The 25,655-nt window shown below is 73.0% G+C and carries 23 protein-coding genes and 3 pseudogenes; 13 read left to right on the top strand and 13 right to left on the bottom strand.

The features are described from left to right. Positions 1–38: 38 nt before the first annotated feature. A pseudogene (locus ACQ614_RS37785) lies at positions 39–617 on the top strand (maleylpyruvate isomerase N-terminal domain-containing protein); the annotation flags it as partial. 654 nt (positions 618–1,271) lie between these two features. Then, a pseudogene (locus tag ACQ614_RS37780) lies at positions 1,272–2,436 on the top strand (IS110 family transposase); the annotation flags it as partial. 83 nt (positions 2,437–2,519) lie between these two features. On the opposite strand, the gene ACQ614_RS37775 reads toward ACQ614_RS37780, so the two are convergent. From ACQ614_RS37775 to ACQ614_RS37760, 4 genes are all read right to left on the bottom strand, one after another. Then, positions 2,520–2,795 (bottom strand): hypothetical protein, encoded by a 276-nt coding sequence (locus tag ACQ614_RS37775; protein WP_431683659.1) that lies wholly within the window; start codon positions 2,793–2,795, stop codon positions 2,520–2,522. A gap of 182 nt (positions 2,796–2,977) precedes the next feature. Then, positions 2,978–3,178 carry a CPCC family cysteine-rich protein gene (locus ACQ614_RS37770; protein WP_431683658.1) on the bottom strand — a complete coding sequence of 67 codons (201 nt, stop codon included), beginning with the start codon at positions 3,176–3,178 and terminating at the stop codon, positions 2,978–2,980. A 109-nt stretch (positions 3,179–3,287) separates the two neighbouring features. Then, positions 3,288–3,473 carry a hypothetical protein gene (locus tag ACQ614_RS37765; protein ID WP_431683657.1) on the bottom strand — a complete coding sequence of 62 codons (186 nt, stop codon included), beginning with the start codon at positions 3,471–3,473 and terminating at the stop codon, positions 3,288–3,290. 242 nt (positions 3,474–3,715) lie between these two features. Continuing rightward, a complete protein-coding gene (locus tag ACQ614_RS37760; RefSeq protein WP_431683656.1) occupies positions 3,716–4,096 on the bottom strand; it encodes an Imm32 family immunity protein in 381 nt (126 codons plus the stop codon). A 175-nt stretch (positions 4,097–4,271) separates the two neighbouring features. Here ACQ614_RS37760 and ACQ614_RS37755 point away from each other — a divergent pair, with 175 nt between their 5' ends. Further along, on the top strand, positions 4,272–5,099 hold the full coding sequence (locus ACQ614_RS37755) for a methyltransferase domain-containing protein (RefSeq protein ID WP_431684120.1): 828 nt from the start codon (positions 4,272–4,274) through the stop codon (positions 5,097–5,099). Between the two features lie 299 nt (positions 5,100–5,398). On the opposite strand, the gene ACQ614_RS37750 is transcribed toward ACQ614_RS37755, so the two are convergent. Further along, on the bottom strand, positions 5,399–5,758 hold the full coding sequence (locus ACQ614_RS37750; RefSeq protein WP_431683655.1) for a hypothetical protein: 360 nt from the start codon (positions 5,756–5,758) through the stop codon (positions 5,399–5,401). Positions 5,759–5,869: 111 nt separating this feature from the next. Then, entirely contained in the window at positions 5,870–6,922 is a 1,053-nt protein-coding gene (locus ACQ614_RS37745) for a hypothetical protein (RefSeq protein ID WP_431683654.1), read from the bottom strand. 277 nt (positions 6,923–7,199) lie between these two features. Between ACQ614_RS37745 and ACQ614_RS37740 the strand changes: the two genes are divergently transcribed. Further along, the gene (locus ACQ614_RS37740; protein ID WP_431683653.1) at positions 7,200–8,036 is read left to right on the top strand and encodes an NADH-quinone oxidoreductase subunit J; all 837 of its coding nucleotides are present in this window, start codon (positions 7,200–7,202) and stop codon (positions 8,034–8,036) included. 25 nt (positions 8,037–8,061) lie between these two features. On the opposite strand, the gene ACQ614_RS37735 is transcribed toward ACQ614_RS37740, so the two are convergent. Next, positions 8,062–9,081: an LLM class flavin-dependent oxidoreductase gene (locus ACQ614_RS37735; RefSeq protein ID WP_431683652.1), complete on the bottom strand. Its 1,020-nt coding sequence runs from the start codon at positions 9,079–9,081 to the stop codon at positions 8,062–8,064. A 240-nt stretch (positions 9,082–9,321) separates the two neighbouring features. On the opposite strand from ACQ614_RS37735, the gene ACQ614_RS37730 reads away from it, so the two are divergent. The 3 genes and pseudogenes from ACQ614_RS37730 to ACQ614_RS37720 all read left to right on the top strand — a co-directional run bounded on the left by ACQ614_RS37730 (position 9,322) and on the right by ACQ614_RS37720 (position 11,820). Next, positions 9,322–10,260, top strand: coding sequence for a hypothetical protein (locus ACQ614_RS37730; protein WP_431683651.1), 939 nt, complete (start codon positions 9,322–9,324; stop codon positions 10,258–10,260). Next, positions 10,257–10,832 (top strand): annotated as a pseudogene (locus ACQ614_RS37725) (SDR family NAD(P)-dependent oxidoreductase); the annotation flags it as partial. The gene ACQ614_RS37730 and the pseudogene ACQ614_RS37725, both read left to right, overlap by 4 nt. Positions 10,833–11,193: 361 nt before the next feature. After that, positions 11,194–11,820 carry a polysaccharide deacetylase family protein gene (locus ACQ614_RS37720; RefSeq protein WP_431683650.1) on the top strand — a complete coding sequence of 209 codons (627 nt, stop codon included), beginning with the start codon at positions 11,194–11,196 and terminating at the stop codon, positions 11,818–11,820. Positions 11,821–11,851: 31 nt separating this feature from the next. Here ACQ614_RS37720 and ACQ614_RS37715 read toward each other — a convergent pair whose 3' ends face one another. The 6 genes from ACQ614_RS37715 to ACQ614_RS37690 form a co-directional block, all read right to left on the bottom strand. After that, positions 11,852–12,958, bottom strand: coding sequence for an MGDG synthase family glycosyltransferase (locus ACQ614_RS37715; RefSeq protein ID WP_431683649.1), 1,107 nt, complete (start codon positions 12,956–12,958; stop codon positions 11,852–11,854). A 19-nt stretch (positions 12,959–12,977) separates the two neighbouring features. Next, entirely contained in the window at positions 12,978–13,937 is a 960-nt protein-coding gene (locus ACQ614_RS37710; RefSeq protein ID WP_431683648.1) for an NAD-dependent epimerase/dehydratase family protein, read from the bottom strand. Between the two features lie 25 nt (positions 13,938–13,962). Continuing rightward, positions 13,963–15,090, bottom strand: a complete 1,128-nt coding sequence (locus tag ACQ614_RS37705; protein WP_431683647.1) for a DegT/DnrJ/EryC1/StrS family aminotransferase — start codon at positions 15,088–15,090, stop codon at positions 13,963–13,965. A 225-nt stretch (positions 15,091–15,315) separates the two neighbouring features. After that, positions 15,316–17,379, bottom strand: coding sequence for a dipeptide ABC transporter ATP-binding protein (locus ACQ614_RS37700; protein ID WP_431683646.1), 2,064 nt, complete (start codon positions 17,377–17,379; stop codon positions 15,316–15,318). Then, positions 17,376–18,350 carry an ABC transporter permease gene (locus ACQ614_RS37695; protein WP_431683645.1) on the bottom strand — a complete coding sequence of 325 codons (975 nt, stop codon included), beginning with the start codon at positions 18,348–18,350 and terminating at the stop codon, positions 17,376–17,378. The genes ACQ614_RS37700 and ACQ614_RS37695 overlap by 4 nt, the downstream gene beginning before the upstream one ends. Then, a complete protein-coding gene (locus ACQ614_RS37690) occupies positions 18,350–19,333 on the bottom strand; it encodes an ABC transporter permease (protein WP_431683644.1) in 984 nt (327 codons plus the stop codon). The genes ACQ614_RS37695 and ACQ614_RS37690 overlap by 1 nt, the downstream gene beginning before the upstream one ends. 365 nt (positions 19,334–19,698) lie before the next feature. Between ACQ614_RS37690 and ACQ614_RS37685 the strand changes: the two genes are divergently transcribed. The 6 genes from ACQ614_RS37685 (at position 19,699) to ACQ614_RS37660 (ending at position 25,556) form a co-directional block, all read left to right on the top strand. Beyond that, positions 19,699–21,396, top strand: coding sequence for an ABC transporter family substrate-binding protein (locus ACQ614_RS37685; protein ID WP_431683643.1), 1,698 nt, complete (start codon positions 19,699–19,701; stop codon positions 21,394–21,396). Positions 21,397–21,478: 82 nt separating this feature from the next. Continuing rightward, complete coding sequence (locus ACQ614_RS37680) at positions 21,479–22,039, top strand: SMI1/KNR4 family protein (protein WP_431683642.1); 561 nt, start codon at positions 21,479–21,481, stop codon at positions 22,037–22,039. Between the two features lie 87 nt (positions 22,040–22,126). Next, positions 22,127–22,384, top strand: a complete 258-nt coding sequence (locus ACQ614_RS37675; RefSeq protein ID WP_431683641.1) for a hypothetical protein — start codon at positions 22,127–22,129, stop codon at positions 22,382–22,384. A 350-nt stretch (positions 22,385–22,734) separates the two neighbouring features. Then, complete coding sequence (locus ACQ614_RS37670; protein ID WP_431683640.1) at positions 22,735–23,904, top strand: CopD family protein; 1,170 nt, start codon at positions 22,735–22,737, stop codon at positions 23,902–23,904. 189 nt (positions 23,905–24,093) lie between these two features. After that, complete coding sequence (locus tag ACQ614_RS37665; protein ID WP_431683639.1) at positions 24,094–24,816, top strand: siderophore-interacting protein; 723 nt, start codon at positions 24,094–24,096, stop codon at positions 24,814–24,816. A gap of 143 nt (positions 24,817–24,959) precedes the next feature. Further along, positions 24,960–25,556 carry a GNAT family N-acetyltransferase gene (locus ACQ614_RS37660; protein ID WP_431683638.1) on the top strand — a complete coding sequence of 199 codons (597 nt, stop codon included), beginning with the start codon at positions 24,960–24,962 and terminating at the stop codon, positions 25,554–25,556. Positions 25,557–25,655: the final 99 nt, after the last annotated feature.

Genomic DNA, 25,655 nt, shown 5'->3' with positions numbered 1-25,655 from the left:
CGCCGCACACTGCAGACCACGAGCCGCCCGGGCGGCAGGCCGCCCGCCCGGCCGAGGCCGCTCCGGAGAACGCCCCGGCTGCACCCCGGAAGCGCGAGGCGCTGCTGGCCTGGTCGGCCGAGTCGACCGAGTTGCTGCTGGGCGCCCTGCGCGAGGCCGGCCCGCACCGCGGCTGCTGGACGTGGTGGGGTGTGTACGCGTCGCCGCAGAACGCCGGGGCCGTCGCCCGGCACCAGGTCCAGGAGGCCACGGTGCACACCTACGACGCCCAGCTCACCGCGGGTGACCCACAGCCGCTGCCGGACGAGGCGGCACTCGACGGTGTCGGCGAGTTCCTGGCCACCTGCTGCACGACGCCGAGCGCCTGGCCGTACGAGGCCGCCACCGTCGACTACCACGCCACCGAGGGCCGCTCCTGGCGCCTCTCGCTCTCCGCCGACGGCGCAGGGGCCACCCGCATCCCCGCGCCCGGCGAGGACCCGGGCATCGTCTCTGCCCGGGGCACGGCCGGCGAGCTCGTCCTCGTCCTCTACGCCCGCATCCCGGTGGACTCCCTGAAGATCGATGGCGACCGACGCGTCCTCGGCCTGCTCCAGGCCTGGGAGCCGGAGGAGTAGCACGCGACGGTGCGCCACCTCGTACGCCCCGAGGGCACACCTCCGGTGACGGCTGCAGCAGCACCGTGGTGGCCCCGGGGCCGCTGGGCGCACTCTCCGGCCCGGGGCCCTGGGCGCCCCAGGCGGGCTCGCCATATCCGGCGGGACGCGACCGCTCGGCTCCGCCATCACCCTCCCGGTTCTGGACGGGCTGTCAGGGCCCGGGCAGCGGGGCGTCCCTGCGCCAGAGGTGGGCAGCCACCAGCACGACACCCTAATCCGCTACTAACGGCAGCCACGATGGACATGAGACCAGAGCGGCTGTTCGAGCAGCGAGCGATGCTCGCGGCGGCGGTCGCGTGGGCGCCGGACGGATGTCTGACGACACCCTGGCCTCGATGCCTCCCCACAGAGCGGCGACGTTCGGCGTCTTCGTGGCCGCCACCACCGTCGACACCGCCCGCTTGATCGCTCGTTGGTGTTGGTGGTGCGAGCCCGCCACACGGTGACCTCTTCGAAAACGCGAGCCGTCCGAGTTCCCGAATAGACCGAGGCCCGTGGGGCGAGCTGGTGCCACGAACGGCTACTGAGGTGGCGGACCGGCATCGCGCCGAGTCCTGGGATTAGGTCGCTGCGTGGCCCGCATGCGCTCGTGACCAGCGCAAACATCCGCACATCGGGGAAGACATCTTGATCTACTGCGGCATCGACTGGGCAGAGAGGACACACGACGTCGCCCTGGTCGACGACAGCGGCCAGCTGCTGGCCAAACGGCGCATCGCCGACGACTCGGCCGGCTACAAGGTCCTTCTGGACCTGCTCGCCGAGTACGGCGACACCGAAGAGAACCCGATCCCCATCGCGGTCGAGACCTCTCGCGGCCTGCTGGTCGCCGTCCTGCGGACCGGCAAGCGCCAGGTGTTCGCGATCAACCCGATGGCCGCCGCCCGCTACCGCGACCGGCACAGCGTCTCGCGCAAGAAGTCCGACCCCGGCGATGCCCTCGTGCTCGCGAACATCCTCCGCACCGACATGCACGCCCACCGGCCCCTGCCCGCCGACAGCGACCTGGCCCGAGCCGTCGCCATCCTCGCCCGGGCCCAGCAGGACGCTACCTGGAACCGCCAGCAGATCGCCAACCAGCTCCGCTCCCTGCTCCGCGAGTACTACCCCGCCGCCCTGGCCGCCTTCGAACCCTGGAAGAACGGCCTCTGCCGCCCGGAGGTCGACGAGCTCCTAAAAGCGGCACCGACGCCAACTCGGGCCGCGAAGCTCTCCCGCACTCAGCTCCAGGCGGCGCTCAGGCGGGCCGGCCGCAAGCGCGGCATCGAGGCCGCGGCCGACCGGCTCCGGGACGTGTTCTGCGCGGACTGGGCTCACCAGCCACCGCTGGTCGAGGACGCGTTGGGCAAGCAGATGCTCGCCCTCCTGGGCCAGCTGGAGGCGACGTCGAAGGCGGCCGACGACCTCGCCAATGCGGTGGGGGGTCTTCCCCCGGCACCCGGACGCCGAGATCATCCTGAGCTTCCCGGGCCTCGGCAACCAGCTCGGCGCCCGGGTGCTCGCCGAGCTCGGAGACGACCGCAGCCGGTTCGCGGACGCGCGCGGCCTGAAGGCATACGCCGGTGCCTCGCCCATCACCCGGGCCTCCGGCAAGAAGTCCAGCATCACCCGTCGCTGGGTCAAGAACGACCGCCTCAACCACGCCGGCTACCTCTGGGCCTTCTCGGCGATCACCGCCTCTCCCGGCGCTAAGGCACACTACCGGCGCCGCCGTGACCAGGGCGACTGGCATGCCGCCGCTCAGCGAAACCTCTTCAACCGCATGATCGGCCAGCTCTTCCCAGACCTATGACGAGGCCGTGGCCTTCCCTGAGGGGAGCGTCGCCGCACAGGCAGCAGCGGCTTGAGCTGTCGGGCCGACTACCGGACGGCACAGATTTCTGGCAACACCGAGGCGTCCATGCCTTCCTGGGCAAGAACCTGCTGCGCGAGTCCGCGCGCGCGGATCCACCCCGCATCGCTGGCCAGCGCCGCGGTTGCCCACCGGTCCGAGGACTCGTCGAGGGTCATCTCGTCGAAGATCGAATCGATCACCCGCAGGTCAGGCAGTACGTCACGGCTGAGGAGTCCGTCCTCCACAAGGCCCTCGGCCATGCGAAAGGCGTGATCGAAGTCGAGGGCGATCTCGTCCGTCATGACACTCTGCTTGTTCAGCCATGCCGTCTGAGCTGGTGCAGGTGCTGCCACGACAGTGAGCGCTTCCATCAGCAGGCGACGGCGCCACGAAGGTTCAGGAGTCTCCACGTCCAGATCATCCCACTCGTCCGCTCGGCAGAAGCCCTGCCTGTTCGACCGCGCTCAGCCGCGAACTTGACGCGCTAACCGCCTGAGGTGTCTGCCGGGCGCGTCCCACTGCTCGAGCGAGTCGCGTCGTGGGTCGATCGGGCGCCACTGCGGGTCGACGAGTTCGTCGATCCGGGGCTTCGGCCGTGCTGTCTGCCGTTCTCGTCACACGCGCCGAAGAGCCGGTGGTTCAGCTGGGCCTGGACCAATGAGGTGCTGTTGGCCCCGCTGAGCATTTCCTGCCGCTCGCCCGGGGCACGGCCGTGCCGAGTGGTCGGCCGGCTTCCCCGGGGCCGTGTTCGACGGCGCCCGGAAACGGGCCGTGGGCAAGGCGGTCGGGCTCTGTCACCACCGTTCATACAGGAAGAACGGCCGCACGCCCCGGCCGTGGCCGAAAGCGATGACGGGTCCATCGAGGTAGTTCAACGCGACCGAGATCCGGGTCCGCCACCCGGCCGCCAACCTGCCCGGCCGGAACCGCTTCGTCTCGGGCAAGAGCCGGATGAACGCCATGAAGGCACTGGTGGTCACCGCCGACCGGCGATCGGCAGCCCCGTCCCGGGCAACCGGAACGACTGCAAGGCCTGGGAAACGCGGCCTCCGGGATGTCCGCCAACGCGGAGGCCGTCCGGCCCCACTCCGGACGACCCCAGGGGCTTCAACGGTGTGTCGGCGGCGGTGCGCCCGACGTTCGGGCGTTGGCACCGTCAAAGCGCTACGGCAAAGCCTCCGAACCGGGTTGTGTCAGCAGGCTCCGTGCGAAGGCTCCCCGCTCACCTCATGAATGCAATCACCAGCGAGTCCGACTCCGGCGCGATGTAGTCATACGTCGCGGGGTCGACGTGGCAGTGATGACGCGCATTCGCTGCGGATGCGAAGTCCTCGATGTTGTCGGCAAGGAGGTCGAGGGATTTCCGCCCTCCCCGGATCCTCAGGACCGACTCCTCCACGACGATCGAAGCGTTGTCGAGCTCCGGATCCTCCCGGATCGCGATCCGCGACAACGACCTCTCGTAGGGAAAGGGGTGCCGGTCTTCCGCGAGATCACGGCTTCCCGCCTGCGCCCGCAGCAACTGCCCGAGCGCCAGGAGCTCCGAACGCGTCCCGGAGAGCTCGAGCTCTCCGGTTCCCCCGCTGTACAGAACCTGCAACATCGCACCCCCTACGGCCTGCTGATCCTACCGTTCACCAGGTGGATCGCTCGGCCTGGTCGGGGCTGCGGCTCCACGGCAGATCTCGAACCCAGCGGCGGCACGACCGCGCCGACCACTCCGGGATCCTGCGGCCGCGGAAGGTGAGCCCGGCGTCCGCTTCGGGCAGTCTGAGGTGATGGTCGGCGCCGTTCTCGGCCCGACGGGAAGACCACGCTCCGAGAGCGTGGCGCGGCCGAAGGGAGCCCGGGTGTCGGAAGACGACGAACCGATCCACGATCATCTGGTGGATGCGGCTGCGGTGCACCCCGACGGGTGCGTCGTCGACCTGGGTTGTGGGAGTGGCCCCACCCTGGCGGCCTTCGCGCGACGGCTCCCCGGGGTCCGCCTGATCGGCTTCGACCGGTCGGCGGCCGGTGTCGAGGCATCCCGTGCCCTGTTGGCGGACCACAGGGGCGGCGCCGAGGTCGAGGTGGCGGACCTGGCCGACCGGCTCCCGCTGCCGGACAACAGCGTTGACGCCGTGGTGTCCTACAACGTCCTCGAGTGCCTGCCGGATCCGGCTGCACTGCTCGCGGAGGCCGCCCGCATCCTCAAGCCCGGCGGCCGGGCGGTGGTGGCACACGTCGACTTCGACTCCCTTGTGATTTCAGGTGTTTGTCGGGAGCTGGACCGGCGGATCTGCCACGCCTTCACCGACGACCGGCAGCCCTGGATGGACCACGCGGACGGCAGGATCGGCCGGAAACTTCCAGGCTTGGTGAAGGCCTCGCCACTGCTGCTGGAGCGGGTCCACCCGTGGGTGACGAACTCGACCGAGCTGAGCGGTCATGCCGCCCGGCGGATCGAGCACATCCGGCATGCACTCACCGGCGCCGCCTCGAAGGGGCGCGGTCGGGTGTCTGTGGAGGAGGTCGAGGCCTGGCACGACGCAGTTCGGCTCGCGGCAGACCGGGGGCGCTTCTTCCTGGCCGAGACGGCGGTCGTCGTGACCGCCCGGGCCTGAGCCCCAACGCCGGCGCGGTCCACGGGTGACAAGGTGCCGACGATGGACGCAGCGGATGCGGAGGCGGTCCTCGACGCGGCCGTGACCGCCTACTGGGCAGGCAGCGCCGACCGACCCGGCCGACGGGGTCGCGGTGGGAGCGTTCCGACGTTGCTGCCCCATACGGGGAACGACATCGCCCGGGCTGTCGTCGCCCAGGAACCGAGGAATTCTGTTGGACACCCGGCCATGCCCCCCGCCGCGCCCGAGGCAGCCGTATGGGCGCGGCGGCCACGTCTCCTCGGCGAGGTCCCTCCGCGTCAGTCCCCGGTGAACCGCATGACCAGAGACTTGTCGAGTAGGCACGCCTGCCCCATGCCGCGGAGGCTCGCGAAGATGCCGGCCTCGGCCCGGGTCAGCTCCAGGCCCTCAATTCGTTCGATCTCCGCCAGCGTGAGTCCTGCCCAGTAGGCGTCGAAGACGTGGGACGAATGCGAGTCGAGCCTGAAGAGGGTAGGGAACCGGTCCGGCCCGAACCTCCGTACGGCGCGCCAGATCTCACCGTCCTCGAAGAGCGCGTCCAGCACCTCGTCCTGCGGGCCGGCCTCATCCTTCCGTCGGCCCCGGGCCTTCTTCCCCCTTGTCGCAGCGGGTTTGACGAGTTCCGCAGTGAACCCCACGAGGGCCTCCGCCTGTCCTGCCGACCACACCCTGAGGCATGTTCGCGCAGCGCAGCCGTCCGCCCGGGGTCGAGCGCCTGCGCCGGTGCCCGTTTCCCGCAGATCCGGCTCTCAGCGGGGGTGAAACATCGCCGGGCCGCCGTCGTGGACGGCGCGAAGCCAGGGTTGGCGGACGGCGGGGAGGCGGGCCAGGGTGTCGAGGAAGACCTGGTGGACAGGCCGCAGGGGCCGCGCGGGGTGCGGGGGCAGCGGGTCGTCGCGTTCGACGCCGTGCGGGAGGGTGCCGGTGGCGGGGACGAGTCGGCGTTCGTTGTGGAAGGCAAGGTGCATCCAGACGTTCGCGGCGAGCGGGACGGCGGTGGCGCCGGAGGGCGGCTCCCAAGGCTCGCCGGTCTGCGGGTGCTGCGGAACCAGGGCGATGTCCGGGGCGGGGTCGGGGGTGGGCAGTCCGGGTCCGGCCAGCGCCGCGTGCTTGGCGGGCGGGCCGGGAGGCAACAGGTGGTCGAGGTGCCGGCGGAAGGTGTCGGCGACGGGGCCGTCGGGCACGCTGACCGGTGAACCGCCCGAGGCGGCGACCAGGTGGGCCAGCGTCACCGCGACCGTCGCCTCCCAGCGGGGGCTCCATCCGCCGTTGGCCTCGACCGGCGGTGTGCTGCGGCGTTCGGCCGCCAGGGTCTGCCAGTCCGCGATCGGGCGGGCGGGGCCGGTGGGGACGCAGCGGACGGCGCTCGGTTCGAGCCAGGCCAGCTGCCAGAGTGAGCAGTCGTCGACGCGGGTCGCCACGGGGTGCCCGCAGCGGGCGCAGGCGAGGTTGGGGCCGTCCCGGCCGTCGAGGCCGCAGCAGAGTCCTTCGTTGCGTTCGGGGATGAGGACGGTACCGTGGACGTCGCCCGGGGCCAGGAAGACCGGGCCGGGTGTCCCGAACGACAAGGAACGGACGGGGGCGTACACCCCGCGGGCCTCCGCCTCGCTCTCGTCGATGTCGCCCCACTTCCGCCACGGCGGCCCGAAGGGTTCGGGGTCGACGGCGTACGTCCCGGATTCCATCAGCACCGGTACGGCATGGCCGTTGCCGTAGGTGTTGCGGCCGTACACGGGGAACGCGACCCGCGACACGGATGCGGTCAGTTCGGCTTCGCAGCTCCGGCACGCGAACACGTCCATGCACTCTCCCCCTTGTCCGCACCGGCACGCGAGTATGTCGGGCCCGGTGGGCAGGGGCCAACGCTTTTTTGCCTACCCGCGGCACCACGGACTGCAGCAAGGTCAACCTGCCGCCAATTCGTTCCCCGCGTGGGTGATTGACGACGTCACGGCGGGTTTCGGGCCTGCGCGGCGGCTAGGCTCGCCGCGTGCGAACAGTGTGCTCCCCCGCCATCGCCGTCGCCCCGCGCGTCCGGCTCGCCCCCGCCGTCCGTCCGGCCGCCGTGGGGGCCTGACGGTGGAGGTCTGGCTGCTCAACAACCTGTCGACGTTCACGCTGGCCATGGTCGTGGTGGGCGGCATCGTGGTGGTCGCCGTGCTAGGAAGTGCGCTGACGCGACGGCGCTACCCGCAGACCGCCAGCGGCGACCACAACGACATGGTCGGCGTGGTGCTCAGCATGTTCGGCGCGATCTACGGGGTGATCCTGGCCTTCGTGATCGTGACGCTCTGGACGCAGTTGGAGAACGCGGAGAACGTGGTCGCCGCCGAGGCCACCGCCGCTGCGCAGATCGTCCGGGACGCTCAGGCCTTCCCGCCCGCACATCGCGACGCGGTGGACAGGGCGGTCGACGGGTACGTGCACGTGGTGGTCGAGCAGCAGTGGCCGCTGATGCGGGACGGGCAGGGCGACTACAACCGGACCGCCGCCAAGCTGGAGGAGGTCTACCAGTCGCTGCAGGGCTACCAGCCGTCCTCCCACTCGGAGCAGACGTTCTACGACGAGGCGGTGGACAGCCTCGGCGACGTCGCGGGCCAGCGCCGGGCCAGGATCACCCAGAGCAGCCAGCAACTGCCGGTGCTGCTGCAGGTGCTGGTGTACGGCGGTGCGGTGGTGATCCTGCCGCTGACGTTCCTGTACGGCATCCGCAGCCGGCGTATCCAGCTGCTGTTCGTCGGCTCGGTGGCGGCGCTGATCGGGTTCAGCCTGCTGCTGGTGCTCGTGCTGGACCGGCCGTTCGCCGGGGAGTTGAGCGTGAGCCCGGCCCCGTTCAAGGAGGGCGCCCTCGCCAAGTTCTGGACGGGACCGGTCGTACCCGATTCCGGTGTGGCGGACGCACCGGCCGACCGCTGACCACAGCGCCTGTTCCCAGGCCGGTTCAGCCGGCCGGCTTCCAGCCGAGGGCGGGGCCGAGACGGGTGGCGATGTCGGTGAGGATCTGCACGTAGTCGTCGTGGCCGAAGGTGAACGGCAGCGCGAAGGCGACCTCGTCGACCTCCCGGAAGCCGGCGTGGGCATAGAGCCGCTCGGCGATCTCCGCCGAGCTGCCGACCAGGTCCGGGGCGAACAGCAGGCGGGCCGGCCCCTGGGGCGCGGTGGTGCGGGGCAGCCGGGAGCGGGCGTACTCCTCGTACCGGGCGCGCTGTGCGGCTGTGGCGCTGTCGGTGGGGATGACGACCAGGCCCTGGGAGACCCGGGCGCGCCCGCCGTCGGGGTGCAGCTCGCGGAAAGCCCGGATGTGCGAGCGCTGGACCTCGGCGAAGTCCTCGCCCTGCTCGGCCTTCACCACGCTGCTGGTCAGCAGGTTCATCCCGTTCTCCCCCGCCCACCGGGCGGAGCCCAGGCTGCCGGCGCCGTACCACATGCGGGCGGCCAGGCCCGGGGCGTGCGGCTGGACGCGGTCGGAGAACTCCTCGATGCCCTCGGTGCCGGCGAAGTCGGAGGCCGCCTCGCCCCGCACGAAGTCGAGCAGCCCCCGCACCCGGCCGTGGCCGAAGTCCTCGGCCTCCGCGGTGTGCGGGTACAGCGCGTCCTTCACCCCGTCCCAGTGCATCGGCAGGCCGGTGCTGACGCCGGGGTTGAGCCGGCCGCCCGACAGGACGTCCACGGTCGCCAGGTCCTCGGCCAGCCGCAGCGGGTTCTCCCAGCCCATCGGTGTCACCGCGGTGCCCAGCTCGATCCGCCGGGTGCGCTGCGAGGCCGCCGCCAGCACGGCCACCGGCGAGGAGATGCCGTACTGGAGATGGCGGTGCCGCACCCAGGCGCTGTCGAAGCCCAGCCGTTCCCCCAGTTCGAACAGCGCCAGGGTGGCCTCGTGCCCCGGGCGGGGGTCGGCACGGTCGAACAGACCGATGGTCAGGAAGCCGAGCTTGCGCAGCGGTTCCGAGGGGAGCGGCATCGGTTCTCCTCCTTGTCGGGCGAGGCGCACCGGGCGGTGTGCCGTACTGCCCGTGATCGTGGCACAGCCGCCCGGGGCGTCGTACCCGGCCGTGGGCGAAGGGGCGCGACGGCAGGGGCTGGCACAGACTGGGGGTGGATGATCCCGTCGTAGTGGGCGGGCGGTTCGGCCGTTCGGTGCACCCGGGTCCGTCGTGGTCCCGGCCCGCGCAGGGCGGCCCCGGCGATGTGGGGAGCACCGATGCTTCTGGGACTCGCCACCGCGCTCGCGGCGGCCGTCTGCTTCGGCTTCGCCTGTGTGTTCCAGGCCCGGGGCGCACGGGCCGCGCCGCCGGCGGACCGCATCCGGGCCGGGTTGGTCGCCCACCTCGTCCGATCGGGGCCGTTCCTGCTGGGCACCGGCCTGGACATCGCCGGGTTCGCGCTGAGCGTGGTCGCCCTGCGCACGCTGCCGCTGTTCCTGGTGCAGGCGGTGACCAATGCGGGTCTGGCCGTGACCGCGGGGGCCGCGGTGTGGCTGCTGGGCGCCCGGCTGCGCCGCAGCGACCTGGCCGGCATCGCCGCCGTCGTCGCGGGGCTCGTCCTGCTCGCACTGGTCTCCGGCCGGGAGGGCCGCGACCATGCCGGGCCGCTCTTCCATTACGCGCTGCTCGCTTCGGCCGCCGTCCTGCTGCTGCTCACCGCGCTGCCGGCCGCGCGTCGGGGCAATGCCGCCGCGGCTGCGCTGGGCGTGCTCAGCGGGGCGCTGTTCGGGATCACCAGTCTGGCGGTGCGCGTCCTGGACGTGTCGAGCGTCGGTGCGCTGCTCACCGACCCGGCGGCGTACGCGCTCGCGCTGGGCGGGCTCGGCGGCTACCTGGCCTTCGCGCTGGCCCTGCAGCGCGGCAGCGTGACGGCGGCGACCGCGGCCGGCACGGTGGCGGAGACCTTCGGCCCGGCGCTGGTCGGCGTCGTCGTCCTCGGCGACCAGGCGCGGCCGGGCACCGGCTGGGCGGCCCTGGTCGGCTTCGTCGCCGCGGTGGGCGGCACCTTCGTCCTGGCCCGGTTCGGCGAGATCGAGGCGCCGATCGGGGCGCCGCCGGACGGCTCGAGGCCGTCACCTGACGGCTCCCTCCCCCACACCGCGGAACCGCCCGCAGACCACTCCGTCCCCGCACCGCAGACAGGTGACCGCTGGTGAGCATCGACGACAGCACCGTGCCCCGGACGACGACGGCAGCCTCCGTCGGCAGTGAGGGACAGATCGGCCGGCCGGTCGCGCCGGTGGCCCTGATCACCGGGGCGTCCTCCGGGATCGGCGCCGCCACCGCCGTCCGGCTGCACGCCATGGGCTGGTCCCTGCTGCTGTCCGGCACGGACGCCCGCCGGCTGCACGCCGTCGCCGAACGCACCGGCGGCATCGCCCTGGCCCAGGACCTGCGCGGCCACGACGGGCCCCGGCGGCTCGCCGATCGCGCCCTGGCCGCCGCCGGCCGGGTGGACGCCCTGGTGGCCAGCGCCGGCATCGGCTGGCGCGGGCCGTTCACCACCATGCCGCCCGAGGTCCTGGACGAGATGGTCACCGTGGACCTGGCGGCGCCACTGCAGCTGTCCCGGGCCCTGCTGCCCGGAATGGTCGAGCGCGGGCAGGGCCGGATCGTCCTGATCGGGTCGATGGCCGGCCAGGTCGGGGTGGGCGGCGAGGCGGCGTACGCAGCCGTCAAGGGCGGGCTCTCGCTGTTCGCCGAGAGCCTCTGGTACGAGCTGCGCGGCACCGGCGTCGGCGTGCGGATCATCCTGCCCGGGGCCGTGGACACCCCGTTCTTCGCCCGCCGCGGCACGCCCTTCCACCGCTCCCGGCCCCGCCCGGTGCCGCCCGAGCGGATCGCGGACAGCATCGCCCGGACGATCACCGCTCCCGCCCCGCCCGGTGCCGGCAGCGCGAGTTCGCTCCGCACTGGCTGGCGCTGCCGGCCCGGCTGCACGGCATCGCACCGGGGGTGTTCCGGCGGCTCGCGGACCGCTTCGCGTGAGTGGGCCGGCGCGGGCTGTCCGGTGGGCGGCGGTGGGGGCCGTGGGTGTGGAGGTGCTGCACCTGGCGCCCGCCGTGACCCGGGTGCCCGCAGTGAGTCGGGTGGCTGCACGGCGCACGGCCGGCCACGGCACTGCCGGGCACGTCGCGCTGACCTTCGACGACGGGCCGGACCCGCGGAGCACGCCCGCGTTCCTGGACGCCCTGGACGCGCTCGGGGTGCGGGCGACCTTCTTCGTCCTCGGGTCGATGCTGGAGCGCTCGCCCGTGCTCGGACGGGAGCTCGTCCTGCGCGGGCACGAGGTCGCGGTGCACGGCTGGTACCACCGGCGTCCGTGGTACCCGCGGCCCGGCCGGGACCTCGCGGAGCTGCGGGCCGCGGCGGCCGCCGTCGCCGAGGTCTGCGGGGAGCGCCCGTCCTGGTACCGGCCGCCGTACGGGGTGCTGAGTTCCGGCCTGGCGGCAGCCGCACACCGGCTGCGGCTGCGCACGGTGCTGTGGACGGCCTGCGGCCGGGACTGGACGGCACGGGCCTCGGCCGGATCCGTGTACCGCACCCTGGAGCGGGACCTCCGGGGCGGGGCGACCGTGCTGCTGCACGACTCGGACTGCACCTCCGCCCCCGGCTCATGGCACGCCGCACTCGGCGCCCTTCCACGGATCGCGGACCACTGCACCGAGCTCGGGCTGACCCTCGGCCCCCTGCGGGAGCACGGCCTGAACCCATAGGGGGCGCATGGGGGCACCTGTGGGTGACCCCTCAGCCCTGTGGGTTTCCCTGGCCGTCGAGGCCGACGCGGGTGAGGGCTGCGGTGAAGGCGGTCTGCCAGGCGGCCGGGGTGGCGCTCGGGGACGGGGGCGGGGCCGGGCGGGTGAGGGCGGCCAGGGCGTTGCGGGCGACCTCGCGGGGGCGGGCGGAGGTGACGTCCGCGTGGCCGAGTTCGAGTTCGTGCTGGAGGTTGTCCCGGCCGTGGCCCTGGACGGTGTCGAGGAGCAGCAGGCGGCGGCCGAGGGCACGGGCCTCGCTGCAGGTGTCGCCGGAGCTGGTGACGACGAGGTCGGCGGCGGTCATGAGGGCGGGGATGCGGTCGGTCCAGCCGAAGGCGTGCAGGCGGGGCTGGCGGGCCTGGGCGGCGCGCAGGCGCTGTTCGAGGCTGTGGTTGCGGCCGGCGACGGCGAGGACGTGCGGGCCGGCGGCGGCGAGGGCGGTGGCGGTGCGGGCGAGCGGGCCGAGGCCCCAGGAGCCGGAGATCAGGAGGACGCAGGGGGCGTCGGCGGGCACACCGAGTTCGGCGCGGGCGGCGGGCCGGGCGGGTGGCCGGTAGAAGGGCTTGCGCAGCGGCGGGGGGACGACGGCGACCGGTGCGTCGGGGCGGTAGCGGCGGACGGCGCAGGCGGCGACCTCGGAGGTGACCAGGAAGAGGTCGGTGCCGTCCTGGACCCAGAGCCGGTGCGGGGTGACGTCGGTGCAGAAGACGAAGTGGCGCAGGCCGGGCCGTCCGGCGCGGGCCCGGTTGACGGCGGAGGTGGCGGTGGCGAAGACGGAGACGACGAGGTCGGGCCGGTGCCGGTCGAGCAGCAGCCGGACCTGGTGGGTGAGCCGGGTGCGGGCGGCGCTGTCGGCGAGCAGGGCGAGCCGGCCGCCGGGGCGCAGGGCGGCGAAGTGGAAGGCGTCGTAGAGGCCGGGTACGTCGTGCATGCGGCGGAAGACGGCTTCGCCGGCCCGGCCGGCGTTGGGGCCGAGCAGGGCCATGGCGTCGACGGTGGCGGTGTGCCAGCCGCGGGCGCGGAGAGTGTCGGCGCAGGCCTCGGCCATGACGTCGTGGCCCTGGCCGATCGACCCGGAGATCAGCAATGCGGTGGGCACGGGGTGCTCAGGGCCGGGGTCAGCGGGTGGTGCGGCCGGTGGGTGGCGTGGGGCCGGGGTCGGGGCGGGCGAGGTGCCAGTCGATGTAGCGGCGGACGCCTTCGGCGAAGCTGGTCTGCGGGGTCCAGCCGAGGAGGCGTTTGGCGCGGGCGGCCGAGATCCGGCGGGAGGTGTAGTCGGCGGTTCGGGCCTTGGTGTGTTCGATGGTGACCGGTCCGAGCAGGTGGTCGACGGTGTCGGCGATCTGCCGGACGGAGACGGCGGTGGGGCCTTCGAGGGCGAAGGTCTGGTCCTGGGCGGCCGGGGACAGTGCGTGGACGTGGGCGTCGGCGAGGTCCTCGACGTAGACGAAGTTGCGGGTCTGGCGGCCGTCGCCGGCGATGGTGATGGGCCGGTGGCCGAGGGCGGCCCGGACGAAGCGGGCGACGACGAGTTCGTCGCGCATCCGGGGGCCGTAGGGGATGCCGTAGCGGAGGACGGTGAAGTGCTGTCCGTAGAGCTCGCGGTAGCTGTGGACGAGCATTTCGGCGGCGAGTTTGCCGGCGACGTAGAGGTGGCCGCTGCGTTCGAGGTCGACGGGGAAGTGCTCGTCGAGTTCGCCGCGGTCGGGGCCGGGGTCGGTCTGGGCGGCGCCGTACACCCAGACGGTGCTGGCGAGGACGGTGCGGCTGAGTCCGGCCTGCCGGGCGGCCTCGAGGACGGTGGCGGTGCCGTCGATGTTGATGCGGACGGCGCGGACGGGGTCGGCGGCGACCTTGTCGACGTCGGCGACGGCGGCGAGGTGGAAGACGACCTCGGTGCCGTGCAGGGCGGAGGTGAGGGCCGGCAGGTCGAGGATGTCGAGGTGGGCGTGGTCGGCGGCCGGGTTGAGGTACTGGTCGGTGGTGTCGACGGCGAGGACCTCGTGGCCGGCGGCGAGCAGCCGGTCGACGACGTGGGAGCCGATGAATCCGCAGCCTCCGGTGACGGCTACGCGCATGGTGCGTTCTCCTTGGTCCGGCGGGTCATCGCGCGGCGAGTCGGCGGTGGACGGCGGTGACGGCCTCGATCACCCGGGCGCTCTCGTCCTCGGTCATGTCGGAGTGCACGGGGAGGCAGACGTGGCGGGCGCACACGTCCTCGGCGGCGGGCAGCGGCGGGCCCTGGTAGGGGCCGAGGACGGGCTGCCGGTGCAGCGGGAGGTCGTACACCTCGCCGGCGAGGCGGACGCCGAAGCCGTCGTACACCTCGCGCTTGAAGCGGGCGCGGTCGCTGCCCGGGGGCAGCAGGGCGATGTACTTGTAGATGTTGCTGCGGCAGCCGGGGGGCTCGGGCAGGGGTTGCAGGCCTTCGATGCCGGCGAGCGCGTCGTCGTAGCGGCGGGCGACCTCGCGGCGGGCCTCGACGAACTCCTTGAGCCGGCGGAGGTGGATCGTGCCGACGGCGGCGTTCATTTCGCTGAGCCGCCAGGCGTACCCCTCGCGGACGTGGTGGTTGGCGCCGAAGCTGCCCTTGCCCTGGTCGCGGTAGATGCGGGCCTCGTCGCGGACCTCGGCGGACGCGGTGAGGACCATGCCGCCCTCGCCGCTGGTGACGACCTTCGTCGGGTAGAAGGAGAAGGCGGCGCCGAGGCCGAAGGTGCCGGCTGCGCGGCCGTCGTGGCTGCTGCCGTGGGCGTGGGCGGCGTCCTCGATCAGGGGGATGCCGCGGGTGTCGCAGAGGGCGCGCAGGGCGTCGACGTCGGGGGTGATCAGTCCGCCGACGTGGACGAGGACGACGGCGGCGGTGTCCGGGGTGAGGGCGGCCTCGAGCGTGGCGGGGCCGAGGGCGAAGGTGGCGGGGTCGACGTCCGCGAGCACCGGGGTGCCGCCGGCGTGCAGGACGGCTCCGGCGGTGGCGTAGAAGGTGACGGCGGGGACGACGACGTCGCGGCCGCGGACGCCGACGGTGCGGAGCAGGATCTCCAGGGCCGCCGTGCCGCTGGACACGGCGACGGCGTGGGCCGCCGCGTGTTCGGCGGCGAAGGCCTGTTCGAACCGTTCGGTCCACGGGCCGAGCGTCAGTGCGCCGGTGGCGAGGATCTCCTCGGCCGCGGCGGCGACCGCCGCACGGTCGGCCTCGTCGAACACGATGCGCGCCGCGGGTACCCCCACGTGACACCTCCGGTTGCCTGGTGGGCGGCCCGCCCGTCCTCGGGCGGGGCATCTCAGGCTAAAACGGGCATCTCGATCAGGGGCGGCCGACGGGCCCCGACACCCCGCCGGTACACCGGTCCGGCCGCAGTGGCGGGGCCCCGGAGCCCTCACGGGGCGGTTCACCCACCCGAGTGGGGTCGCCCCTCCGGAACGGGGACGGGCCCGTAGGGGCGTCCCGTGCGCCTACGGGTTGGCCGGCAGGGCCGTGTGCGGGTGGTGGCAGGCGGCGGTGTGGTCCGTGCCGGGGGCGGCCTCGGTGGGGGGCGGGTCGTCCTGTTCGCAGCGGGTGCGCCGGTCGGTGTCGAGGGCTGCGTAGACGGGGCAGCGGGTGCGGAAGCGGCAGCCCTGGTGGCGGACGGTGGGCGAGGGCGGGTCGCCGGCCAGCAGCACCTTGGTGCGGCTGCGTTCGGCGGCCGGGTCGGGCAGTGGGACGGCGGAGAGCAGGGCGCGGGTGTAGGGGTGCCGGGGTCGTTCGAAGACCTCGTCGACGGCGCCGGCCTCGACCGTGCGGCCGAGGTACATGACGCTCACCCGGTCGGCGAGGTGCCGGATCACCGAGAGGTCGTGGGAGACGAAGAGGTAGGCGAGGCCGAGTTCGGCCTTGAGCTGCCGGAGCAGGTTGAGCACGCCGGCCTGGACGGAGACGTCCAGGGCGGAGACGGGTTCGTCGAGCACCAGGAGGTCGGGCTGCACGGCGAGGGCGCGGGCGATGGAGATCCGCTGCCGCTGGCCGCCGGAGAACTGGTGGGGGTAGCGGTCGGCGTGGTCGGGCTCGAGCCCGACCTGGCGCAGCAGGTCGGGTATCCGGCGGGCGATCTCGGCGCGCGGGGTGCGCTGGGCGAGGAGGGGTTCGGCGATGACGTCGCCGATCGGCATGCGGGGGTCGAGGCCGGCGGCGGGATCCTGGAAGACGATCTGCACGCGGGCGCGGAGCCGGTGGGCGGCGGCGCGGTCGAGGCCAGCGGTGTCGTGGCCGAGGAGTTCGATCCTGCCGCCCTGCGGCCGGGCGAGGCGCAGCAGTTCGTAGAGGGTGGTGGATTTGCCGGAGCCGGACTCGCCGACCAGGCCGAGGGTCTCGCCGCGGCGGATGTCGAGGTCGACGCCGTCGACGGCGTGGATCTCGCCGATCCTGCGCTTGAGGACGGCGCCCTTGAGCCGGGGGAAGGTCTTGGTGAGGCCGGTGACGCCGAGCACGGTCTCCCGTTCGGCGCGCGGCAGGTCGGGTTGGCGGGGGGCGGGGAGGTCGGGGACGGGGTAGACCTCGGCGGGGGCCGGGCGGCGTTCGGCGAGTTCCGCGGCGCGCAGGCAGGCGGTGAGGTGGCCGTCGCCGGGGGTGGTGGCGGTGAGGGGTGGTTCGGCGGTGCGGCAGTCGTCCTGGGCGAGCGGGCAGCGGGGGGCGAAGGGGCAGCCGGGGCCGCTCCCGCCGGGCAGGGGCGGCCGGCCGGGGATGGGGACGAGTGGTCCGCCGCGGCCGTCGAGGCGGGGGACGGCGCCGATCAGGCCGAGGGTGTAGGGGTGGTGGGGGCGGGCGAACAGATCGTCGACGGGGGCGGTTTCGGCGATCCGTCCGGCGTACATGACGGCGACCCGGTCGGCGCTGCCGGCGATCACGCCGAGGTCGTGGCTGACCAGGACGAGGGCGGCGCCGGTCTCCTGGCGGGCGGTGCGCAGCACGTCGAGGACCTGGGCCTGGATGGTGACGTCGAGGGCGGTGGTGGGTTCGTCGGCGAGGATGATGTCCGGGTCGTTGGCGATCGCCATGGCGATCATGGCGCGTTGCCGCATGCCGCCGGAGAACTCGTGCGGGAAGCTGTCGAGGGCGCGGCCGGGGGCAGGGATGCCGACGAGGTCGAGCAGGTCGGCGGCGCGTTTGCGGGCGGCGGCGCGGTCGAGCGGCTGGTGGATGCGGACGGCTTCGGCGATCTGGTCGCCGATCCGGTAGACGGGGGTGAAGGCGGAGAGCGGGTCCTGGAAGACCATGGCGATCCGGCGGCCGCGGATCGCGGCGAGTTCGCGGGCGGGGAGGCCGAGGAGTTCGCGTCCGTCGAGGCGGACGGAGCCTTCGACGCGGGCGGTGCCGGGCAGCAGGCCGAGGACGGCGAGGGCGGTGACGGATTTGCCGGAGCCGGACTCGCCGACGATGCCGAGGGTTTCGCCGCGGTGCAGCTCGAGGTCGATGCCGCGGACGGCGGGGCCGGTGCCGAAGTCGACGGTGAGGTCCCGGACGGTGAGGAGGGCGGGGGTCACGGGGTGCTCCGGTGCGTTCGGGGGGCTCGGTTCGTCCGGCGGGGTCGGGCGCGGCGGCGGCCGGGTTCGGAGGTGGGGTCGAGGGCGTCGCGCAGGCCGTCGCCGAGGAGGTTGACGGCGAGGACGAACAGCACCAGCAGGGCGGCGGCGAAGTAGAACAGCCACGGGAAGACGGGTGCGTCGGCGGTGCCGGCGGCGAGCAGGGTGCCGAGGGAGACGTCGGGGGCGCGTACGCCGAAGCCGAAGTAGGAGAGGGCGGCCTCGCTCATGACGGCGCCGCCGACGGCGATGGTGGCGTCGATGATGAGGAAGGAGGAGACGTTCGGCAGGATGTGCCGCCAGATGATGCGCAGCGGCCGCACCCCCATGAACCGTGCGGCGGCGACGAATTCGCGTTCGCGCAGCGAGCGGGTCATGGAGCGGACGACCCGGGCGGTGATCATCCAGTTGAAGAGGGCGAGCAGCAGGACGAAGGCGAGCCAGCCGGTACCGCGGAGCCGGGGCGAGACGATCGCGACGACCAGGAAGGCGGGGAAGATCAGCATCAGGTCGACCAGGAACATCAGCAGCCGGTCGGTCCAGCCGCCGAAGTAGCCGGCGCAGGCGCCGACCAGGGAGGCGAGCCCGGTGGAGAGCACCGCCACGAGCAGGCCGATGACGAGCGACTTCTGGAGGCCGCGGACGGTCTGCGCGAAGACGTCCTGGCCGATGCCGTTGGTGCCGAACCAGTGCTCGGCGGAGGGCGGTCTGCGGATCTCGCCGTAGTTGGGGGTGGCGTAGTCCCAGGGCGTCAGGTGGGGGCCGAGGAAGGCGAGCAGGAAGAGCAGCAGCAGGACGACGGCGCCCACCAGTGCGCCGCGGGAGGCGGCCAGGCGGCCGGCGACCAGGCGCAGCCGTCCGGCGGGTGCGGGCCGGTCGGCCGGGTCGGCGACGGTGGCGGTGGTGGTCTCGGGGAGGGCGGAGGTGGCCATCAGTACCTGACCCGGGGGTCGAGCGCGGCGTGCAGGACGTCGGCGAGGAAGCCGGCGGCGAGCACGGCCACGGCGGCGAACAGGTTGACGGCGACCACGGCGTTGATGTCCTGTTCGTTGACGGCCTGGATGAACCACTCCCCCATGCCGTGCCAGCCGAAAATGGTCTCGGTGAAGGCGGCGCCGGTGAAGATGCCGAGGAAGCTGTAGGCGAACATCGTCGACATCGGGATGACGGCGGTCCGCAGGCCGTGCTTGACCAGGGCGCGGCCTCGGGTGAGGCCCTTGGCCTCGGCGGTGCGCAGGTAGTCGGAGCCGAGCACGTCGAGCATGGTGGAGCGCTGGTAGCGGCTGTAGGTGGCGAGGCCGCCGAGGGCGAGGGAGAGGGTCGGCAGCAGCAGGTGCAGACCCCAGTCGGCGAGGTGGGCGCCGGGGCCGCCGACGAGGTTGGGGGTCTCGTAGCCGGTGAAGGGGATGACCTCGTGGCCGGCGGCGTCCTTGGCGGCGATGGCGCCGTTCTTGAGCAGCAGGGCGACGAGGAAGACCGGGGTGGAGAGCAGGACGAAGGAGAAGACGGTCAGCGCGCGGTCGGAGAGGCGGTACTGCCGGACGGCGCTCCAGGCGCCGCCGGCGACGCCGAGCAGCATGCCGAGCAGGCTGCCGACCAGCAGCAGGCGCAGGGAGACCCAGATGCGGCGGCCGAACTCCTCGTTCACCGGGGTGTTGTGGATGGTGCGGCCGAGGTCGGCGTGGCGGAGCAGGCCGCCGGCCCAGGTGGCGAAGCGTTCGACGACCGGGGTGCGGTCGTTGATGTTGAGCGCGGTGAGCTGTCGGTCGACGGCGGCCGCGGAGGGGCGGGGCTGCTTGGCCTCGAAGTAGGCGCGCGGGCCGAGGGCGGCGCAGGAGAGCGCGTAGGCGAGGAAGACCGCGGCGGTCAGGAGGACGGCGTAGTAGCCGAGCCGTTTCGCCAGATACCGGATCACGGTCTACCGCCCGGGTGGTGCGCACACCTGTCCAACATGGTCATATACCTTCGTTCGGAGGGTTTTTGACGCAGCTTCGCGCAGCAGTTGTACGGCACGGCCGGTCGGCCGTCCAGGGGGTGCTGCGGAGGGCCGTTCCGACGGTCGGTCGAACGCCCTGGTCACAGTCGATCAGACGGGTACGGACGGGATGTTGCGGCGGCGTTGCGCCGCATTTCTTTTCGATCAGTTCTGAACATCGGCCTCTAGTGCGTGAAGTGATGGGCTGTTACGTTCTGCCCCGTCGGCACCGACTTGGCTGCCCACGTTCAAGTGCCGCCACACCTGGCGGCCGTCGACTCTTCGAGACCCCGAGGACACCCGTGATGGACGCATCGCTCGCCACCCGCAGACTCGGCCGCGCCGCAGCCGCCGCGATCGCCGTGGCCCTGGCCGCCACGGCCTGCAGCAGCCCGGCCGACGGCTCGGCCGACGGAGCGGCGAAGACGGTGGTGCCGACCGTGGGCGCCGAGGACAACAACCCGCAGCCGCTGGACCGGCTCCGCGACGGCGGCGAGCTGCGCCAGCCGCTCCAGCAGTGGATCACCCAGTGGAACCCGTACCAGGTCGACGGCACGTACGGCGACGCGGTCGAGATCATGGGATACGTCGAGGCGAAGCTGTTCCGCTCGGACGCCAAGGGCGTCTACCGCCCCGTCCCCGAGTACCTCGCCTCCGCCGAGGTCACCTCCACCTCGCCGCAGGTGGTCACCTACCGGCTCAACCCCAAGGCCGTCTGGTCGGACGGCAAGCGGCTCGGCGCCGAGGACTTCAAGGCGGTCTGGCAGGCCTCCAACGGCAAGAACCCGGCCTACAACCTCGCGGACTCCTCGGGCTACGAGCAGATATCGAGCGTCGAACAGGGCGCCGGCCCCGGCGAGGTCAAGGTCACCTTCGCCGAGCCGTACGCCGACTGGCAGAGCCTGTTCAACCCGCTGCTCCCGGCCGCCGGGCTCGCCACCCCGCAGTCCTTCAACGAGGGCTGGATCGAGAAGGTGCCGGTCTACGGCGGGCCGTTCAGGATAGCCAACGCCGACAAGACGGCCCAGACCATCACCCTCGAGCCCAACCCCGGCTGGTGGGGCCCGAAGCCCAAGCTGGAGCGGATCACCTACCGCGTGATGGACTCCGCCGCCATCACCCAGGCCTTCCTCAACAACGAGGTGGACTACGCCTCGGCCGGCACCGCCACCGCGTACGGGCAGCTCAAGGGCGCCAAGGACGCCGCGATCCGCACCGGCACGCCCTGGGACGAGGTGCACATCTCCTTCGGCGGGAACGGCGCCCTGGCCGACCGGAAGGTCCGTCAGGCCCTCGGGCGGGCGCTCGACCGCGCCTCGCTGATCAAGATCGTCAACAAGGGCGTGCCGGTGGAGTTCAAGCCGCTGGACAACCACCTCTTCATGACCAACCAGAACGGCTACCGGGCCAACGCCGGGGACTGGGTGAAGTACGACCCGGCCACCGCCGGGAAGCTGCTGGACGAGGCCGGATGGAAGGACTCCGGCGGCACGCGGAGCAAGGACGGCCGGCCGCTGGAGCTCCACTACGTGATGAGCGACGGCTCCACGCAGGCCCAGTCCGACCTCGCGGCCGCCGTGCAGAGCATGCTCCAGCAGGTCGGGGTCAAGCTGTCCGTCGACAAGGTGCCCAGCAAGGAGTACTTCTCCAAGTACATCAACCAGGGCCGGTTCGACCTCGCCAGCTGGCGCAACACCGGCTCCTTCCCGCTGTCGCGGACCGTCCCGATCTACCGGGCGCCGCAGGGCGACAACGTCTTCGGCAACTACTCCAAGCTGAGCACCCCCGAGATCGACTCCCTGCTCCGCAAGGCCGCCGCCACCCTCGACCCGGCCGAGGCGGCCGACCTGTACAACCAGGCCGACGTCCGGATCTGGGAACTCGCCCACACCGTCGAGCTGTACCAGCGCCCCAGCATCGTCGCCGTCCGCAAGGGCCTCGCCAACTTCGGCGCCGGCAGCCTCGCGGACACCGTCATCACCTCGGTCGGCTGGGAGAAATAGCCTCGGACACCGCTTCGCCGGCAGACCTCTCAGGGCGCCGCACCGACAGCCGCTGTCGGTGCGGCGTGCGACGATCCCCGGCATGACCACCCACGACGACCTGCTGCACCGAGTCGCGGCGCACGCCCGGAACCTGTCCCGGGCACTGCCGCCCGCCGCCGGCCATGCGGACGTCGCCGAGGCGGAACGGCAGCTGGGATTCGGCCTGCCCGCCCTGCTCGGGCGGCTCTACACCGAGGTCGCGAACGGCGGCTTCGGCCCGGAGTACTGCCTGTTCCCCCTGATCGGCGAGGGCCGGACGGCCACCTCCGCCTACCGGGCCGAGTACGGCCCGGCGCACGGCCGGGCCGACCCGTCGCCGCACTGGCCGCGCGGCGTGCTCCCCGTCCTGGACCGGGGCTGCGCGATGTACGCCGCCGTCGACTGCCTGCACCCCGACGCCCCCGTGCTGCTCTTCGAACCCAATGCCGGGCCCGAGGACTGGGCGGACGCCTGGTTCGAGGACTCGCCGTCACTGGCCGCCTGGCTGGAGTCCTGGCTGTCCGGCGCGGGCTGGTGGGAGGAAGAGGTGATGCTCGGGCCGGCCGCCGTCGAACCCCGGCCCTGGCCGGATGCTTCCCGGCGCATCCGCGAGCACTCCTGACGCGGTGCAGCCGGCAGGCGTGAGGCGGGGAGGAGCCGTCCGGGTGTCGTCGGCGTGTCCTGCGAGCACGTGCGGCGTTGACCCGGCATGAAGACATCCTCCCTGCTCGGGGCCGCCGCGCTCGCCGTCGGCCTGCCCCTGTTCCTCGCCGCCCCGGCACACGCAGGACTCATTGACGGCGCCCTCAACAACGCCAGCGCCGCCAACCAGTCCAACGTGCTCGGGGCCCTGGTGAACAGCTCGCTCACCGACGCCTCGGACAACAATGCCAACACTGCCGCCGCCGGCGCGCTCGGCGCGGCCGGCCTCCTCGGTTCCATCGGCGGCCTCGGCCTGCCGCACTGACCCACCCGGAGGGCTGCCGACCGCCCGGTGGCGCTCCGGCGCACGGCCTGGCGCTCGACCACGGCCCGCGCCCCGGCCCCGCCCGCGCGGCTCCGGGGCGGTCGGCAGGTCGGAACCCACCGACTGCGGGCCCCCGCCGACGCCATCGCGGGCTTCGCGGGTCGGCCGGCCGACGCCCTGGCCAGGGCCGCCGTGCAGTCCGCCACGGCGCTCCGGGACGCCGAACACTCCGTCGCGGTCTGCACCCGTCGGACCGGTGCTCCCGCCAACGACCACAGGGCGAATGTGACGTGAACGACCGTCACCGAAGGATGGACATCACGGAGGTTGGTTAGGCTAACCTCACCTCCATGACCAGCGCCCACCTGGCCGCCACCGCGGCCGGATACACCATGCCTCCGCTCTGGCGGATTCTCACCAAGTCCGGCTACTTCCTCGCACTCTGCGGGGCCATCGGCGCCACCGTCACCTACGCGACCACCGTCCGCCCCGCACTGCGGACACCGGAGAGCACCCCCGAGGACGCCGCCGTGCTGCGCCGCCGCGCCGCCGGCCACCTGGCCTGGGCAGGCCTCGTCCTGCTGGCGGCCGGCTACTTCCAGCTCGCCGCCCGGCTCGCCCGCGCCGGCAAGGGCATGCCCTTCACCGACGCCCTCGCACCCGACCGGATCTGGGACTTCCTCCGCGTCCCGGCCGCCAAGGGAGCCTGGATCGCCCAGGGCACGGTCTACCTCGTCCAGAACGCCGTCCTGCTGCTGACCGCCGGCACTCTCATCGCCCTGTTGCTCCCGGCCGCCCGCCGCCACCTCGATGCCCTTGTGTTCACCGCGCTGCCGCTCGCGCTCGGCGTGACGCTCGTCGCCGCCGTCCCCGCGACCGCCCCCAAGGACGCCGACCGGGTCGTCGACCTCGTCCTCGGCCAGGTCCACATCGTCAGCGGCACGGTCTGGCTCGGCGGCCTCGCCCTGCTCGCCGTCCTCGCCGGCACCCGCCGCCGCCTCGGCAGCACCGCAGGCCTGCTCTGGGCGGACATCTGGCGGCGCTTCAGCCTGGTCGCCATGGTCTGCGTCGGCGCCGTCCTGGCCTCCGGCCTCTGGATAAGCTGGAAGCACGTCGGTGCGGTCGGCCAGCTCTGGACGACCACCTACGGCCTGGTCCTCCTGGTCAAGATCCTGCTGGTCGCCGGGCTGGTCGCGGCCGGCGGCGTCAACCAGTTCTGGCTGATGCCGCGGATCGCCCGGGCCCGCCGCACCGACGCCACCGGCTCGCTGCTCCACCTGACGCTGCGCCACTTCCCCAAGGTGGTCTGGGGAGAGATCGTGCTCGGCCTGGCCGTGCTCGCCGTCGTGCCCTTCCTCAGCGGCTCGGCCCGCGCCGAGGCCGGCAGCCCGCAGGCCGAGTCCACGGCCGGCCTCCTCGCCGCGGGGGCCGCCCTCGTACTGACCCTCGCCGTGTCCCTCTACGCCACGGCGAAGACCTCCGACGCCCTCGCCCGCCGACCCGCCGCCGGTACGCCCTGACGCACGGTCCTCGTACGCCGCGTCCGCCCGCGCGGGAAGGCCCGACCGCGACGCCGGCGGCCCCTCCCGTGCGGGCACCCGCCTGACCTGCGCATCCCCGCTTTCGCGTGCCATCCGGGGGTTGTCGGCGAGGGCCGCCGATGGGATAGGTTAGCCTTGCCTAATTCGAACGGCTGGAGGGTGTCATCCATGGGGCACGGCTGGGAGGGCGTTGTCCTCAAGCTGATGCGGGGCAGGGACTTCGAGTTCACGGTGACCGCGGTCGAGGAGGTCACCGAGCACTACCGGAGGGTGCGGTTCACCGACGGAGGCATGCTCGCCGCGACCGGCGTGCACCCGACGATGTGGGTGCGGATCTGGTTCGACAACGCGGGCAGGCCTCACCAGCGCGCCTACACGCTGGTCGATCCCAACCCTGTTGCAGGAACGTTCAGCCTCGAGTTCGCGCTGCACGACGGCTGCGCCAGCGACTGGGCGCGGAGGGCCGCACCGGGCGACACCGTCCAGGCGACCGTGCAGGGATCCGCCTTCACCGCGCCGGACCCGCTGCCCCGGCAGATGTTCGTGATCGGCGACTCGGCGTCCGTTCCCGCCGTCAACTCGCTGCTGGCGGCGCTGCCCGAGGTGCCGGCCACGGTCTGGCTGGAGACCCAGCACGACTCCGACGAGCAGCTGCCGCTGCGGGCGGACCCGGAACGGCACCAGGTCCACCGGCTCCCCCGCCGGGAGGCCGGGGCCCACCTGGTGTCCGAGGTCCGCGAGGCGCTTCCGCCGCTGCTCACCGACCCCGCCGGCGCCTTCGTGTGGATCGCCTGCGACACCGCCACCACCCGCACCCTGACCCAGTTCGCCCGCAAGGAACTGGCCCTGCCCAAGCAGAACGTCAACGCACTGGGCTACTGGCGGCCCTGACGACCCGTGGTGCCGGCGAGGGGACGGTCCCCCTCGCCGGCACCACGTCTGTTCGGACCGCCGCCACCGGTGCCGTCCGTCCCCTGTGCGCCGGCGCGGTGCGAACCGTACGACCCGTCCAACCCTTCAGAACGAGGAGAACCATGACCGCGCCCGCCGCCACCACCGCGCCCGAGGCCGTCCACGAGCAGACCGTGCCCGGCTTCGGCACCGTCACCGTCCGACCGCTGGACCCGGCCGGCGACTCCGTCCTGGTGCACGGCTGGGTGAACGAGGAGAGAGCCCGCTTCTGGGGCATGGTCGGTCACACCCGCGAGATGGTCCAGAAGATCTACGCCTACGTGGACTCGCTCGACACCCACCACGCCTACATCGTCCAGCGCGACGGCACGCCCGTGGCGCTGTTCCAGACCTACCAGCCGGAGCACGACCCGGTCGGCGAGTGCTATCCCGTCCAGCCCGGCGACTTCGGCATCCACCTGCTCATCGCCCCGGCCGACGACGAGCCCGCCCCCGGCTTCACCGCAGGCCTCGTCGCCGCCCTCACGGCCTTCGCCTTCGCCGACCCCGGCACACGGCGCATCGTCGCCGAGCCGGACGCCCTCAACGAGAAGTCGATCGCCCGGGTGCTGCGCACCGGCTTCGAACTCGGCCCGCAGATCGACCTGCCCCACAAGCGCGCCCAGCTGGTCTTCCTGACCCGCGAGTCCGTCGCCCACGTCCTCGCCGCCCGGGCGTAGCGCACCCCCGGCGCCCGGCCGCTCCGACAGCCCTCGGCCGGGCGGCGAAGGAACCCGTGCGGGTGTCCCGAGCCGCAACCACGCCCTCCGGCGGCACGG

This window comes from Kitasatospora dryopteridis (assembly GCF_050749075.1).
In the GTDB taxonomy this organism is placed as follows: domain Bacteria; phylum Actinomycetota; class Actinomycetes; order Streptomycetales; family Streptomycetaceae; genus Kitasatospora.
The sequence above is the reverse complement of the archived record's forward strand: the minus strand, read 5'-3'. Positions and strand labels throughout refer to the sequence as shown.

Coding starts and splice junctions, on each gene's coding strand:
- ACQ614_RS37775 (WP_431683659.1), bottom strand. CDS start 2,795: ATGACGGACGAGATCGCCCTCGACTTCGATCACGCCTTTCGCATGGCC.
- ACQ614_RS37770 (WP_431683658.1), bottom strand. CDS start 3,178: ATGCTCAGCGGGGCCAACAGCACCTCATTGGTCCAGGCCCAGCTGAAC.
- ACQ614_RS37760 (WP_431683656.1), bottom strand. CDS start 4,096: ATGTTGCAGGTTCTGTACAGCGGGGGAACCGGAGAGCTCGAGCTCTCC.
- ACQ614_RS37755 (WP_431684120.1), top strand. CDS start 4,272: ATGGTCGGCGCCGTTCTCGGCCCGACGGGAAGACCACGCTCCGAGAGC.
- ACQ614_RS37745 (WP_431683654.1), bottom strand. CDS start 6,922: ATGGACGTGTTCGCGTGCCGGAGCTGCGAAGCCGAACTGACCGCATCC.
- ACQ614_RS37735 (WP_431683652.1), bottom strand. CDS start 9,081: ATGCCGCTCCCCTCGGAACCGCTGCGCAAGCTCGGCTTCCTGACCATC.
- ACQ614_RS37730 (WP_431683651.1), top strand. CDS start 9,322: ATGCTTCTGGGACTCGCCACCGCGCTCGCGGCGGCCGTCTGCTTCGGC.
- ACQ614_RS37710 (WP_431683648.1), bottom strand. CDS start 13,937: ATGCGCGTAGCCGTCACCGGAGGCTGCGGATTCATCGGCTCCCACGTC.
- ACQ614_RS37695 (WP_431683645.1), bottom strand. CDS start 18,350: ATGGCCACCTCCGCCCTCCCCGAGACCACCACCGCCACCGTCGCCGAC.
- ACQ614_RS37685 (WP_431683643.1), top strand. CDS start 19,699: ATGGACGCATCGCTCGCCACCCGCAGACTCGGCCGCGCCGCAGCCGCC.
- ACQ614_RS37680 (WP_431683642.1), top strand. CDS start 21,479: ATGACCACCCACGACGACCTGCTGCACCGAGTCGCGGCGCACGCCCGG.
- ACQ614_RS37675 (WP_431683641.1), top strand. CDS start 22,127: ATGAAGACATCCTCCCTGCTCGGGGCCGCCGCGCTCGCCGTCGGCCTG.
- ACQ614_RS37670 (WP_431683640.1), top strand. CDS start 22,735: ATGACCAGCGCCCACCTGGCCGCCACCGCGGCCGGATACACCATGCCT.
- ACQ614_RS37665 (WP_431683639.1), top strand. CDS start 24,094: ATGGGGCACGGCTGGGAGGGCGTTGTCCTCAAGCTGATGCGGGGCAGG.
- ACQ614_RS37660 (WP_431683638.1), top strand. CDS start 24,960: ATGACCGCGCCCGCCGCCACCACCGCGCCCGAGGCCGTCCACGAGCAG.